Here is a 13348-nt window from a genome sequence, read left to right on the forward strand (position 1 = left end):
CCGCGATCGACAAGAGGGCGGCGAATTGGCCAGCAGGGTCAGCGGTGCCAGCCAGCCGGGCAGGATCCGCCGCTCTGCGGACAGTCCCGCCAGCGCCGGGACGGCCAGAGTCGGTCGCTATTGGTGGCCGGCGACCGCGCGGGCGGTGGCGGCGGTCTCGGCGCCGAACAGGACCAGGGTCGCGGTACGGATGTGTGCCGGCTCCGCGGCGCGGAGGACGGTGAGCGCCTGCCGGACCGCGTCGTCGACCGGCCACCGATAGATCCCCGCCGAGATCAGCGGGAACGCCACGGATTCGGCACCGAGTTCGTCAGCGACCCGCAGCGAGTTCGCATAGCAGGCCCGCAGCAACTCGGATCGGTCCTCGGTGACACTGTGGACAGGCCCGACGGTATGCACGACCCAGCGAGCCGGCAACCGGCCCGCGGTCGTCGCGACGGCCTGCCCGATCGGCAGCCCTCGGCCGTACTTCGAAGCGCGCAGCATGCGCGTCTCCGCCAGAATCTCCGGTCCGCCCTTGCGATGGATCGCGCCATCCACCCCACCGCCGCCGAGCAACGACGAGTTCGCCGCGTTGACGATCACATCGACGCGCTGCTCCGTGACATCGCCCTCGACCAGCTCGATCTCCACGCCGCGACCCTACCGTCCTCCGGCCGAGCCCTCCCAGCCCGATCCGGCCCGCCTGGCTCCGCCCAGCCTGGCCCGGCTCCGCCCAGCCCGATTCCGCCAGGTCCGGTCCCGCCAGCTCCGATCCCGCCTGCTCTGGTTCCGCCTGCTCTGGTTCCCCGGGGACCGCAAGCGGAGGACCCCGCGACCCGGAAGCGGAGAACGCTGGGGAACACAAACGGAGGACCACCGCGGACCGGAAACGGAGAATTCCCGCGGACCGGAAACGGAGGACCGGCGCGGACCGGAAGCGGCCAGCTGCCGTAGCGGCGCCGACTCGGTTCCACCTGGCCGGATCTTCCAGCTTTATCGCTGCCGGTGTCTGGCTCCGTCCGCCAGGGCTGTCCTTCGGTCACCGATCGCGCCGCACCGCATCAAGCACCGCTCACCACCGCTCACCACGCGACGTGTCACCGATCGCAGCGGGGGCGAGCTGGACCCTCTGATCTCTCGGGGGCGAATTGCCGCATGCACGCAGCGACAGCGCGTCTTCGGGGGCCGGTCCGGCTACCGCGCTCCGGAGCCGGGACGGGTTGTGCTCGGTGGGGTCACAGGGAGACGGTGGAGGTGATTTCGATGGGGTGACCGAGGGATCGGCGGGCCAGCAGAGTCCCGCCGGCGATCGCGGCGGGCATCAGGAGGATCGCGCCGAGTGGGATCAGGAACGTCGCGAAGACGATCGCTCCGAAACCCAGGGCCAGCGGCCGGTTACGGGAGAGCGCCGCACGGCGGTGACGCAGACGCTGGCCACGGCGCTGGAACGGAACGCCGGTCAACTCCAGGGCGAGGAGCCAGCCACCGATGCCCCCGGCCAGTACGGGGATCACGGTCTGGCCGACGAACGGCAGCAGCCCGAGCAGGAAGAGCGGGATACCGACCAGAATGGAGACGCCGATCAGTTTCAGCGAGTCGGCGAGGCTGCGGCGCAGGGAGCGCCAGAAACCGATGTCGACGGCGTCGGGTACGCCGCCGAACCGATCCTCGACCAGTTCCGAGATCTTCTCGTAGAACGGGTCGCCGATCAGCAGGGTGACCGCGGTGAAGGTGAGCACCGCCAGGAGCAACCCGGAACCGAGCACGGCGATGCCGCCGAGCACCCGCATGGTGCCACGAACCCCGCCGGACCAGTCGTCGGCGAACCAGGTGACCGACGCGGAGAGGTCCGGCAGATAGCGGATCAGCAGTACCAGCGCAACGGTGTAGAGGACACCGGAGACCAGCGCCGGAATCAGTCCGATCAGGAGCAGCCGCGGATTGCGCAGCACCAGGGCAAGGCCACGGCCGAGCAGCGCGGCCCCGTTGACGAACTCACGAAACGCCGTCACCGGCCGGCGCTGATCACCACTCACGTCCCGGGAGCTTACTGCGTGTGTTCCTCTCGGTTCACACCGATCTTCCGTGGTGTCGGCGCGTGTACCTCTCGGCGTCCGGCCTCGGGGTTGGTCTTCTGCCGCTTCCGGCGCGAGGCCTGGGCCGGGTTTGCTGCGTGGCCATGGTGGGTGACGATCGGCGCTTCTACGGGGCTGGGCGCTGTGCTCGACCCGGAGCTCCAGGAACCGGCCTAGCGCGCCGCACGCGGTCCGGTCTTCGACGACCCGGATTCCGCCCAGCGCTGTTCCTCGCCCGGCCCGTGAGTAACCGGAATCCGAGTGCCCTGGTCGCAGGTGGACGGCACCTGGACCTCCACTCCGTCACCGGTCCAGCGCTCTGATGGTCCAGAGCCCACGACTGGACGGGTGCTCACGGCACGACCACCAACGGGCGCACGCCTGCCCCGGGGACTCGGCATCGACCCGGGACACGGGAGTGCTCACCGAAAGCGGCTGCCAGGCGCCGAGCCTGCCGACGGCCGGCCCGGTGGATCCGGCTACGGGTTGTCGCCGGCGGAGAAGGAAGGGGTGACGGAGGTGGTGGTAGCGGTCGGCACAGGAGGTGTCTCAGCGGGGCCGGACGGGGCGACCTGTGTCGGGGTAGGGACGGGGGGAAGCGTCAGCAGGGGCGGATCGGTGGTCGAGGCGGGCGGGACCGGTACGGACTGCACGATCGTCACGGTCGTGACGGTCGTGACGACCGTGCTGGGCACGGCAGCCGGAACGGTGGCCCGAGGCGGGACGGCCGTGGATCGGGGCGGACGGGCCGTGTAGCCGGCCGGCGAGTCCCGTGGCGGACTGGTCTTGCGGGGGGCGGAGCCGATTCGATCGGCCCCATGGAGGGTGCCGTCGCCGCCGAACGCGGCGGGGCGTACGGCGGGGGCCCCCAACGCCCAGCCGGTGACCACCGCGAACGGCAGTCCGACAATCACCAAAGCGAAAAAAACGGATTTAGGGGACAAGCGCACGTACCACTCACCGCTTCACCGCCCGAAAAGTTACGGCTTTCCGGCATAACACCCAAAGCGCGAACCAGGAAAACGACGGGCGTGCCGGAGAGACGAGGGTGGAGAAGAGAGGCCAGACGGCCGGACCCGTGCGGCAGAAGGGCCGGGCTCCAGGCGACGACGCTGGGAGAAGACGACGGCAGCAAGCGGGGAACCCGGAGGCAGAAGCGGAGCAAGCCAGAAGCGAAGCAAGCCAGAAGCAGAGGCAGAGACGGGGACGGAGACGGGGACGGGGCAAACCGGAGGCGGAGGCGGAGGAACGCAGGGTGCGGGTCAGCGGTTCAGGAACTCGGAGATGCGTTCCCGCAAGGCGGTGCGGTTGTTCCAGAGGACGGCGGGGCGGTCGTAGACCTCCAGCTCGGCTTCGGGGAGAAGGGCGGCGATCCGCTCGGCCCAGGAGACCGGATGCACCTCGTCGCCGAGGCAGCCGATGACCAGGGCTTGGCCCGGGAAGTCGGCCAGCCGGGACTCCTCGGTCAGGGCGGGGGCGGACCACACCGATGCGATCTCGGCGGCCAGGCCGTCCTGCTGCAACTGTTCGACCCGCTGGCGCAGGAAGCTCCAGCCGGCGGGGGTGTCACGTACCGATGGCGGGATGTCCTGCTCGACCGCCGCGGCGATCATGGCGGCTTCGCCGGATTCGACCGAGGCGAGAAGCCGGTCCAGCCGCTGCTCCGACGCTGCGGGGCGGCTGCCGTCGAGGGCGGCGGGCAGGTAGAGGACGACACGTTCGAAGCGGCCGGGCGCCTCGGCGATCGACCGGCAGAGGGCGGCGGCGCCCATGCTCACGCCGACCGCCCGGGTGGCGCCGGTCAGGTCGGCGACGGCGTCCAGGTCGGCGGCGAGGTCAGCGAAGGACCACGGCCCGGGTGGCGCGTCGGAACGGCCGTGCCCCCGGAAGTGGAAGAACACCCGGCGACCGGTGACCGCGCTGCCGAGCGGCCGGGTGCCGGAGACGTCTCCGGCCAGCCCGTGCGCGAAAACCGTGACCGGGTCACCGGAGCCGGTGACGAGACGCTCCACCCGTACCCCTGAGGGGAGGGTGACCAACTCGGTCGCCGGACCCGGAAGCGTCGGCCGGCCCGTCCGCGGACCTGTCCGGTCCATGCGCTGAAGGCGCGGCCCGCCGTCCGGCGGAGGCGGGCCGAAACGGCCCCGCCTCACGAAACGATCACCGCGAGCGGACCGGAACCCGCGAGCGAAGCGGCAGCCATGAGCGGACCGGAAGCCCCGAGCGAAGCGGAGGCCGTAAGCGGACCGGAAGCCCTGAGCGGACCTGAAGCCGTAAGCGAAGCGGTTGGTGGGAGCGGACCGGTCACCAGAAGCCCTTGCCGTCCGACAGGTCCTTGAGACCCGGGCGGACGTCGAGCATGTAGACCAGGGCCGCGGCGACACCGATCATGCTGATGATCAGGAGACGGCCTCCGGTGAGCGCGGTGAGCGCCAGGCACACACCGATGATGCCGGCCCACGCGCCTTTCGGCAGGGTGCCGAGGGCTTGGAAACCGTTGCCGCGTTGGGTCAGGCAATGGATCAGGGCGACGGCTTGCACCGCCAGCGAGACGATGTAGATGATCACATCGATGTAATACCTGACGTCCAGGAAGAAGATGGGCGCTGCGGTGGCCATGACCCAGAGTCTATGCCGAGGGCCCCAGCGATGCCGGGGCCCTGGGATCATGTCGTACCGGTGTCAGATCACTCGGCGGGAGCGGCCGGCTTGGCGCGCTTGCGCGGCTTCGGCGCGGCCTCGACAGCCTTGGCCTCCTCGACCGCGGACTCGACGGCCTTCGGCTGCTCGGTGGCCTCGATGTCGGAGTTGACCACGTCGGCGGCCTCGACGACGCCGGTGCCGACGACGCGCTCGCCGCGGGAGACGAGCTCGTTGTAGACGGCGATGGCGCGCTCCTGGGCGACCTGGGCGAAGGTCACGGCGGCGCTCGTCGCGTTGTCCCGGAGCACGGCGAAGTCGGTCTGCTCGGCCTTGCCGCGCAGCTCGGCGGCCTTGGTGCCGGCCTGGTCGTTGTAGGCGCGGAGGGCGGCGGCAGCCTGGGTGCTGAGCTCGGTCACCACGGCCGGCAGCTTGCGGAGCTGCTGGTAGGCCAGGTCACCGGCGCCGGCGGCGGCGTACAGCGGGGTCGGGATCTTGGTCTGGGTCTGCTCGGTCATTTCTGCTCCTCAGCGTCTTCAGCGTCTTCGGCGGGTGGTGCGTTGCGCGCGTTCTCGTTGCGGAAGGTCTCGTAGATCTGCGTCAGGGACTGCTTCTGCGCGATCGTGAGCTCCGGGTCGACCGCGATGGCGGCCAGCACACCCTGGTGGCCCTCGCCATCGAGCAGCCCGGCCCGCAAGTACATCGCGGGCGTCGACACTCGCAAGGCGCTGGCGATCTGCTGCAGCACCTCAGCGCTCGGCTTGCGCAGGCCACGCTCGATCTGGCTCAGGTAGGGGTTGCTGACGCCCGCCTTGTCGGCGAGCTGCCGGAGCGAGATCTTCGCGGTCTGCCGCAGGTCCCGGATGAAGGTTCCGATGTCCTCGGGCAGGTCCTTGGACGTGGCCATGCATCCGAAGGTAGCCTGCGGTGCTAGCTGTTGCAAGCAAAACGCTTGCTACAGCTAGCGTGAACCGGGTCACCCCACTATCCGAAGACCGCGCGAACCTCTCCGACCGGGCGGCCCCCGCCCAGAATCACCTCGGGCATGGCGGGAACGTCCAGGCCGATCCGGCGCAGGGCCTCGATCAGCACGGGTACGCGGGCCCGCGTCGCGCCGTCCGCGATCTTCAGCGCCACCGCCCCGGCGCCGGCCATGGCGGCCGCGGCCACCCCGTCCGCACCCTTCTTCACCAGCAGCCCCGGCACCGCGTTCATCAGCACGGTGTCCTCCGTCCCGGTGCCCGCCACCAGTTCCGGGTGCTCCCGCATCGCGTCGGCCACCCGGCGCTCCGGCGTTCCCGGCTCCGCCTCGACCAGCCGCAGGAACGCCCGGGCCAGCCCGATCGGCGTGATACCGAAGATCGGCGCGCCGCAGCCGTCCACCCCGAGCGCCGCGATCGGCTCGTCGGCGAGCTCGCTGACCGCGTCGGCGAGGGCCTTCTGCAGGGGATGATCGATTTCGAGGTACGACTCCAGCGGCCACCCGTTGATCACACAGGTGGCGAGCATGCCGGCGTGCTTGCCGGAACAGTTCATCAGGATCGGCTCGGCCTCGCCCCCGCCGCGCAGCCAGGCGTTCCGCGGCGTCTCGCCCAGCGGCAGATCGGCCGGGCAGCGCAGCGCCTCCGGGCCCAGGCCGGTGGCGGCGAGCATGGCCCGGACGCGTTCCACGTGGAACCGTTCCCCGTCGTGACTTCCGCTGATCAGGGCCAGGTCGGCCTCCTCGCGGGGGACCAGCCCGGCGTTCAGCAGGCCGACCGTCTGCAGGGGTTTGTTCGACGAGCGGGGGAAGAAGGGGCTGTCCACGTCCCCGAGACTCGTTCCCCCGATCACCGCGACCACACCGTGGTGGACGCTTTCCACGAATCCGGAGCGGACGACTTCAGCGATGATCATCGAGCGGGCACTCCGAGCAGTTCACGGGCCAGGGTGGGGGTCAGCGGCGGGCGCTGGGCGAGCTGGGCGAATCCGACGGCGCGGGCGACCAGCTGCATGTTGGACTCGACGGGACGACCTTTCGCGTACGTCAGGGTGTCCTCCATGCCGACCCGCAGGTGACCGCCCGCCGCGAGCGACGCCAGCATCACCGGCAGGGTGCTGCGGCCGATCCCGGTCGCCGCGAACGTGGTGCCCTCCGGCAGGTCCCGGATGATCCGCTCGCAGGCGACCACGGCGGCCGCCGTCCCGGGCATCCCGCCCGGCACACCCATCACCAGGTCGACGTGCACATGACCGCCGAAGGGCAGGCCGTACCGGTCGAGCAGGCGCTGCAGGGTGGTGAGCTGGCCCAGGTCGAAGATCTCGTACTCCGGCACGATCCCGCGCTCCTGCATGCGGGTGTGCAGGTCGACGATGAACGCCCACCGGTTCAGGAACACGTCGTCGCCGAAGTTGACCGTGCCCATCGTGCAGGAGGCCATCTCCGGCCCGGCGTCCAGCACAGCCAGCCGGTCCGCCTCCGGATCGTGCACGGAACCACCCGACGACAGCTGCACGATCAGGCCGGTGGCCGCGCGCAACGCCGAGACGGTGGCACGCAGCCGGCCCTGGTCCAGGGTGGGACGGGCGTCGTCGTCACGGATGTGGACGTGAATGACGGAGGCGCCGAGCGCCTCGCACTCCTTGGCGGTGGTCACCAGCTCATCCAGGGTCACTGGCAGAGCCGGCACGTCCGCCTTGCTGCTCTCCGCGCCGGTCGGGGCGACGGTGATCAAGGTCCCGGTCATGCGGCCATCCTGCCATGCGGACGTCCCGGATCCGGGCCTCGATGCCGCGCTGACCGCCTGTCCGGATCCGGTGGTGCCGCGCAAGACAACCATGACTTCTAGGGACGGCGAAAGGGCGGGATCCCGTGGGATCCCGCCCTTTCGCCGTGGTCAGTGGCTGAAGGCGCCGCTCTTGACGCCGGTGATGAAGTCGCGCCATTCGCTTCTGGTGTGGGCGAGGATCCGGCGGCGGGATTCCTTCGAGTCCGCAACGAATACGGATTCGGCGGTGATGGCGACCTCCACGCACGCGGCATTGGTGCAGAAGGAGGAGGTACGCCAGGGCAGGTTCATGTTGTCGACGAACATCGGATGCTCCCAGGAATATGCCAGCTGGCGCAGAGCCGACAATTAATTGTCCCGGAGGAGCTCTTCCAGGAAAGACGTCGTCTCCGGTTGGGTGAGCGCTCTCCGTTGAAGATCGCGGAAAGCGTCCAGGTATCCGGCAACCTCCTCGGGCTGCTCGATGTACCAACCTGCGCCGACGACACCCTCCCGGTAGACGATGTCGGACATACTGGCCGCTGAGCCAGTAGATATAGGATTGGAGAACTGTAGGACTATGAATCCGCTCACCAGGCCCCGGTGGGCGCCGACGGAGAACGGAAGAACCTGGAAGACGATGCGGGATCCGGCGCTCAGGTCGATCAGCCTGCGAATCTGAGCTTGCATTATCTCGGTGCTGCCGATCGAACGGCGCAGCACGGATTCGTCCACAACGAAATTCAGGTTGGTATTGCTGTTCAGCAGCCGCTGCCGGGCGACTCGGACCTCGACGATCTCCTTGAGATTTTCTGGATCGTCGTTCCAGGCACCGGCCAGGGCGGTACCGTACTCAGGCGTCTGCAGGAGCCCGGGAACGGCTCCCATCTGATAATCGCAAATCGTTGTGGCGGCCCCCTCCAGGCCGATCAGCCGCTTATAACTGGAATCGATGTTGTAGTGCGCCCACCACGCGAATTCGCGGCTTTCCTCGACGAGCCTCATAAGCTCGTCGCGGACTTCGGGATCAGCGACTCGGTAGAGGTCGAGCAAATCTCGGACATCGCGGGCGGAGATGTTTCTTTGCGCTGTCTCCAGACGGCTGATCTTCGAGGGCGAGAGGAGTAGCTCCTTCGCCACGTCGGCGATGCTGAGCCCGGCGCCGATGCGGTGTTGCCGCAATGCCGCTCCGAGCTGGCGGCGGCGAACCAGGGGCCCAGGATGACCGGGAATGATCGCCACCTCCGTGATCGCAGCGCATCCTGCAACATGTCACTCTGACATGTGGCAAGTGCCATTGGCAATGTCAAATGTCAAGCGACAGTGGCAATTGCCAAAACGATCAGCCATAATTAACTACAGACAGTCACAAAGATCCCCTCTGTGGTGATCAAGCTGGTATCAAAGTAACTCGCCTTTGAGGGAGGTGGGAGCTTTACGAGAATAATTCTCAGCAACCGGGGCGAGCTGGTGTGGCCAGCGCGGCAACGCTGGCTGCACTAGCTAAGCACATCCACGGTTCAAACGCGCATATGCCCACTGAGGACGTCCCCGGAAGAGTAACTATTCGGCGGGGAATGGGTCGATCGCGGCGGCGGACTCACCCACCGTGAGGTGTGCGTCGTCGGGAACGTTGCGCTTCAGCACGGCGAGGGCGATGAGGCCCAGCTCGTGATGGCGGACAGCGGTGCCGACGAAACCGACCGCGCGACCGTCCAGCTCCACCGCGGTGCCCCGCGCCGGCGGATGGTCGGTGGCGATCCCGTCCAGGTGCAGCAGGGCCAGGCGGCGGGGCGGACGGCCCATGTTGTGCACCCGGGCGACCGTCTCCTGACCGCGGTAGCACCCCTTCTCCAGGTGCACCGCGGAAGCCATCAGATCCACCTCGGCGGGGATCGTCCGGTGATCGGTCTCCCAGCCCAGCCGGGGGATCCGGCGGGCGACCCGAACCGCTTCGTACGCCCAGACACCCGCCTGCGGCACGCCCAGCTTCTCGATCACGGCCTGCTTCCGCGCGCGGGGCACCAGCAGGTCCACGCCGAGCGGCACCCGGCGGGCCAGGCCACCTTCGTACGGTCGTACCGAATAGCGGGTCGTCGCCTCGGGAAGAACGGATCCGGCAGCGAACTTGGGACCCGGCACCGCGCCCACCTCGGGGGCCGCCAGGTCCGGGAAGAGGTCGGCCGCAGCCGGGCCGACCAGCGAGAGGACCGCCATCTCAGCGGTCGCGTCGCGGGGCTCCACCCGGGTGAAGAAACGCATCATCTCCAGGTACTTCAGGAGACCGGCGCCGGCTCCCGGCTCGGTGTCCAGCCAGGCGGTCGTGCCGTCCTCGGTGACGTAGGCGTGCTGCTCGACATGCCCGTTCGGCGACAGGACCAGCAGCTCGGAGCCCTGGTTCGCGGAGAGGCCGGACAGGTGCTGGGTGGTCAGGGTGTGCAGCCAGCTCGCCCGCTCCTCGCCGGGAACCGCGACGACGTCACGGTTCGACCGGTCGACCAGGCCCACGCCGGTCTCCAGCAGGCGCTGCTCGCGCATCGGGTCGCCGAGATGGGCGGGCACCCCGGCGTCGGCCGAGCCCGGCTCCAGATCCTCCACCATCACGATGGTCATTCGGCCTCCTTGCAGTTGCCGCACAGCCCGAACAGCGACACGTGCCCCACGTCGACCCGGAAATCGCGCTCACGCAGCAGCTGGTCGGTGACCGGATGCATCACCGACGGATCGACCTCGGACACCGAGCCGCACGACCGGCACACCAGGTGGACATGCTGGTCCTCCCCGGCCGCATGGTACGTCGGGGAGCCGTGCGACAGATGCGTGTGATTGACCAGGCCGAGCTCTTCGAGCAGCTCCAGCGTGCGGTAGACGGTGGTGATGTTCACACCGGCGGCCCGCTCACGGACCGCGTTGTGCACCGACTCGGGTGTCGCATGACCGAGCTCGTGCACCGCTTCGAGGATCAGCTGGCGCTGTGGGGTGAGTCGCAGGCCCCGCTCGCGGAGCATGGCGGCTAGCGATGTGGCGGACACGTGACGAGCATAGTTCGGATGAACACCCACATCCGCGTCGCTCCCGGCGACCTCTTCGGCGACGGGGTCTTCGAGACCATCCACCTGCGCCCGGACGGGCCGTGGCTTCTCCACGAACACCTCGCCCGGCTGGTCCGGTCCGCGGCGATCCTCGGCCTGCCCGAACCGGACCTGTCCGAACTGCCCGCGTTCACCGGCGAGGACATCGCGGTCCCGGGTGTGGATCCGGGATCGGACGTCCCACGGGCGCTGCGGATCATCTACACCGGCGGGCGGGTGCACACCGCGGTCACGCCGATCCCCCCGGCGGTGCTGCGCGAACGACGCGACGGGGTGCGGGTGATCACCGCGGATCTGGGCGTCTCGGTACGGCGGCGTCCGCCGTGGTCCATCTCGTCGGCCAAGTCGCTGTCCTACGCGGAGAACTTCGCAGCCAGGAGGTGGGCGGTACGGCAGGGCGCCGACGACATGATCTGGTTCGCCACCGAGGGGTACGCCCTCGAAGCCCCCACCGCCTCCGTGGTCTGGCTGGCCGGTGGCGAGCTGTGCACGGTCCCGCCCGCGGAGGCCGGAATCCTGCCCGGCATCACCGCCGCCCACCTGCTGTCGCTGGCGCCGTCGGTGGGCCTGCGCGCCGCCGAGCGCATGGTCACGCTGGACGAGCTGGTCGCGGCCGACGCCATCTGGCTGGCGTCCTCCCTCCGCGGCCTCGCCGAGGTGACCGAGCTCGACGGAAAGCCACGCCCGCACTCCCCGTGGACACCCCGCCTCCTCACCCTCCTCGGCTTCCCCGCCACTTCATAGCGGGCGCGATCTTGTGAGGTTAGGGCGCTTTCGTCGCCGAAACCTCACAAGATCGCGGGTGGGGTGGGTGGGGTTCAGCCGCCGATGCGGAGCAGGCGGGCGGACATGTGCGGCTTCAGGCCGCTCTCGTCGATCGCGATCTCGTGGGCGTACAACAGCGCGCCCTCGACGATCCCGAACAGCCGGTGCCCGCCTGTCACGTGCAGGCCAGACGGCGTGTAAGCCACCGCGTCCGCCGCCATCTCCAGCCGGGTGGTGGCCGCCTTGCCCAGGTAGAGCTCGGCCACCCCGTCCGGCCGGATCATGGTGGCTTCCATCTCGTCACCGGGCCGGCCGTCGACCAGGATCGGCCGCCAGAACCCGGACTCGACGAGCGCCTGCCCGATCGGCTTGGAGTCCTCGTCGAGCAGCCACGCCCGCGACTCGTACCGCAGGAACGACCGGCCGTCGTGACTGATCCGGATCTCCTGGGCGAAGTTGTAGTCCTCGTCCACCGGGAAGCCGCCCTGCCCACGGCCACGCCACAAGCCGACGAACGGCAGCAGGCCGAGCAGCGACGGGTGCAGATCCGGGCCGGACCGCAGGTCGTGAGTGTCCTCGTAGGGGTACTTCCCGACCGGCGGAGCGTTGAGCCACGGCGGCGGTCCCAGCGGGTTTTCCGTCTCGTTGCTCACCAGCGTCCCCTCGAAATGCGCATTGCCAGATAGCCGAAGCCGCCGGCCAGACCGCCCAGAGCGGCCACCAGCAGGCTCACGAACCCGATCTCCGTAACCATGACCGGCCCATCTTATGCTGGCCGGTATGGCACGTTTGCTGGTCGTCAAGGCCACCGCCGGCGCGGACGCCCCGGAACGCTGCAACCAGGCGTTCAACGTGGCGACCACGGCCGCCACCGCCGGCGTCGACGTGTCGCTGTGGCTGACCGGCGAGTCCACCTGGTTCGCCCTGCCCGGCCGGGCCGCGACCTTCGAGCTGCCGCACGCCGCCCCGCTGCCCGACCTGATCGAGGTGCTGCTGGAAGCCGGCCGGATCACCGCCTGCACCCAGTGCGCGGCCCGCCGCGACATCGGGCCCGCCGACGTCATCCCCGGCATCCGCATCGCCGGCGCGGCCGTCTTCGTCGAAGAGATCATGTCCGACGGGGCGCAGGCGCTCGTCTACTGATCCGGGCTTTCAGCCCGCCCGGCATCCGGTGGTCACGGTCGCCCGCTGACGCGCGTTCTCCGCGGTGACAACGACCGATTCAGACCCGTTTCGGTACGCCCACTCGCCCGGCTCCGACCACACCGGGGTCGTCCCGTCCGGCACCCCGACGGGTACGCCCGACGCGTCCCCCGACACCCCGTCGGCGACGTACACCACGGCCGTCCCGCCACTCGGGCAGGGCACCGCCGCACTCCGGAAGCTCTCGCCACTCCCGGACCCGCCGTCGGCGCCGCTCCCGGTCGCCTTCATCGCGGCGACCATCGTGGTGAGTTCGGCCGGGACCGGCCCGGCCGCTGGATCGGAGAGGTCGACGCCTGCGCTCTCCGGCCGACACCCCGTGGAGACGTGCAGATCCAGCACCCGGTCGGCCGAGTTCGCCATCGTCTCGATCGCGATGAACTCCCCGGCATCGGCGTAGAACGACAACCGGGTGCCACCGCGGGTCGCCACCACACTGGCCCCGTACGCCGGTGGCAGCCCCGCCGTCACCGAGTCGAGCGCCTCCCGCGCCTCGCCCTCGGCCACGTAGAGAGTCACGTCCCGGCTGATCTCCACCCCGTCCCGCACCGGGGTGAGCGAGCACTCGTCGGCTCGCAGCTCCCCGAGCCGCAGCACCCAGCGTTCCTCCTGAGCCGCCTCGACGACCGCGCCGGCAGCCGCACGCAACGCGGGCAACGCCTGACCGGCATCCCGCTGCTCGGGCACGGTCGGCGGATCGTTGCGCACCGACCAGAACACGGCGGCCGTCAGCACCAGCCCCCAGGCCACCAGCGCGCCACCCGCCCACCGCCGTCGCCGCCCGTCCCGAACCGGCGGCGGATACCCATACCCCGGCCCCGTCACGGCAGCCATGGTGACACGT

General features: G+C 69.7%; 16 protein-coding genes and 1 pseudogene. 2 read left to right on the top strand and 15 right to left on the bottom strand.

Annotated elements, in window-relative coordinates:
• Positions 1–117 precede the first annotated feature (117 nt).
• The 12 genes and pseudogenes from Aut01nite_RS11730 to Aut01nite_RS11785 all read right to left on the bottom strand — a co-directional run bounded on the left by Aut01nite_RS11730 (position 118) and on the right by Aut01nite_RS11785 (position 10452).
• Positions 118–633, bottom strand: coding sequence for an O-acetyl-ADP-ribose deacetylase (locus Aut01nite_RS11730; RefSeq protein ID WP_043533193.1), 516 nt, complete (start codon positions 631–633; stop codon positions 118–120).
• Positions 634–1217: 584 nt separating this feature from the next.
• The gene (locus Aut01nite_RS11735; RefSeq protein ID WP_043533192.1) at positions 1218–2018 is read right to left on the bottom strand and encodes an EI24 domain-containing protein; all 801 of its coding nucleotides are present in this window, start codon (positions 2016–2018) and stop codon (positions 1218–1220) included.
• Positions 2019–3319: 1301 nt separating this feature from the next.
• Positions 3320–4153: an alpha/beta fold hydrolase gene (locus Aut01nite_RS11740; protein WP_052164604.1), complete on the bottom strand. Its 834-nt coding sequence runs from the start codon at positions 4151–4153 to the stop codon at positions 3320–3322.
• Between the two features lie 208 nt (positions 4154–4361).
• Positions 4362–4676, bottom strand: a complete 315-nt coding sequence (locus tag Aut01nite_RS11745; RefSeq protein ID WP_043533190.1) for a DUF2516 family protein — start codon at positions 4674–4676, stop codon at positions 4362–4364.
• A 68-nt stretch (positions 4677–4744) separates the two neighbouring features.
• On the bottom strand, positions 4745–5215 hold the full coding sequence (locus Aut01nite_RS11750; RefSeq protein ID WP_043533189.1) for a hypothetical protein: 471 nt from the start codon (positions 5213–5215) through the stop codon (positions 4745–4747).
• 8 nt (positions 5216–5223) lie between these two features.
• A pseudogene (locus Aut01nite_RS11755) lies at positions 5224–5604 on the bottom strand (helix-turn-helix domain-containing protein); the annotation flags it as partial.
• Between the two features lie 77 nt (positions 5605–5681).
• A complete protein-coding gene (locus Aut01nite_RS11760) occupies positions 5682–6593 on the bottom strand; it encodes an asparaginase (protein WP_043533187.1) in 912 nt (303 codons plus the stop codon).
• The gene (locus Aut01nite_RS11765) at positions 6590–7423 is read right to left on the bottom strand and encodes a beta-keto acid cleavage family enzyme (RefSeq protein ID WP_043533186.1); all 834 of its coding nucleotides are present in this window, start codon (positions 7421–7423) and stop codon (positions 6590–6592) included. Before Aut01nite_RS11765 ends, Aut01nite_RS11760 begins: the two co-directional genes overlap by 4 nt.
• Positions 7424–7573: 150 nt before the next feature.
• Entirely contained in the window at positions 7574–7771 is a 198-nt protein-coding gene (locus Aut01nite_RS11770; protein ID WP_043533556.1) for a DUF397 domain-containing protein, read from the bottom strand.
• 42 nt (positions 7772–7813) lie between these two features.
• Positions 7814–8686 (bottom strand): helix-turn-helix domain-containing protein, encoded by an 873-nt coding sequence (locus Aut01nite_RS11775; RefSeq protein ID WP_052164602.1) that lies wholly within the window; start codon positions 8684–8686, stop codon positions 7814–7816.
• Between the two features lie 321 nt (positions 8687–9007).
• Positions 9008–10057: a CAF17-like 4Fe-4S cluster assembly/insertion protein YgfZ gene (gene ygfZ, locus Aut01nite_RS11780; RefSeq protein WP_043533184.1), complete on the bottom strand. Its 1050-nt coding sequence runs from the start codon at positions 10055–10057 to the stop codon at positions 9008–9010.
• Positions 10054–10452, bottom strand: coding sequence for a Fur family transcriptional regulator (locus tag Aut01nite_RS11785; RefSeq protein WP_084000103.1), 399 nt, complete (start codon positions 10450–10452; stop codon positions 10054–10056). Before Aut01nite_RS11785 ends, ygfZ begins: the two co-directional genes overlap by 4 nt.
• Positions 10453–10494: 42 nt before the next feature.
• Here Aut01nite_RS11785 and Aut01nite_RS11790 point away from each other — a divergent pair, with 42 nt between their 5' ends.
• Positions 10495–11280, top strand: a complete 786-nt coding sequence (locus Aut01nite_RS11790; RefSeq protein WP_043533182.1) for an aminotransferase class IV — start codon at positions 10495–10497, stop codon at positions 11278–11280.
• A 74-nt stretch (positions 11281–11354) separates the two neighbouring features.
• On the opposite strand, the gene Aut01nite_RS11795 is transcribed toward Aut01nite_RS11790, so the two are convergent.
• Together Aut01nite_RS11795 and mtfM are read right to left on the bottom strand one after the other, a co-directional pair.
• Complete coding sequence (locus Aut01nite_RS11795) at positions 11355–11954, bottom strand: heme-binding beta-barrel domain-containing protein (RefSeq protein WP_043533181.1); 600 nt, start codon at positions 11952–11954, stop codon at positions 11355–11357.
• On the bottom strand, positions 11951–12055 hold the full coding sequence (gene mtfM / locus Aut01nite_RS44260; protein WP_043533180.1) for a small membrane protein MtfM: 105 nt from the start codon (positions 12053–12055) through the stop codon (positions 11951–11953). The genes Aut01nite_RS11795 and mtfM overlap by 4 nt, the downstream gene beginning before the upstream one ends.
• Before the next feature lie 14 nt (positions 12056–12069).
• Here mtfM and Aut01nite_RS11800 point away from each other — a divergent pair, with 14 nt between their 5' ends.
• Complete coding sequence (locus Aut01nite_RS11800) at positions 12070–12444, top strand: DsrE family protein (RefSeq protein ID WP_043533179.1); 375 nt, start codon at positions 12070–12072, stop codon at positions 12442–12444.
• Between the two features lie 9 nt (positions 12445–12453).
• On the opposite strand, the gene Aut01nite_RS11805 is transcribed toward Aut01nite_RS11800, so the two are convergent.
• Entirely contained in the window at positions 12454–13329 is an 876-nt protein-coding gene (locus tag Aut01nite_RS11805; RefSeq protein WP_236643183.1) for a hypothetical protein, read from the bottom strand.
• Between the last annotated feature and the right edge of the window lie 19 nt (positions 13330–13348).

The sequence above is a fragment of the Actinoplanes utahensis genome (assembly GCF_016862455.1).
GTDB lineage: Bacteria > Actinomycetota > Actinomycetes > Mycobacteriales > Micromonosporaceae > Actinoplanes > Actinoplanes utahensis.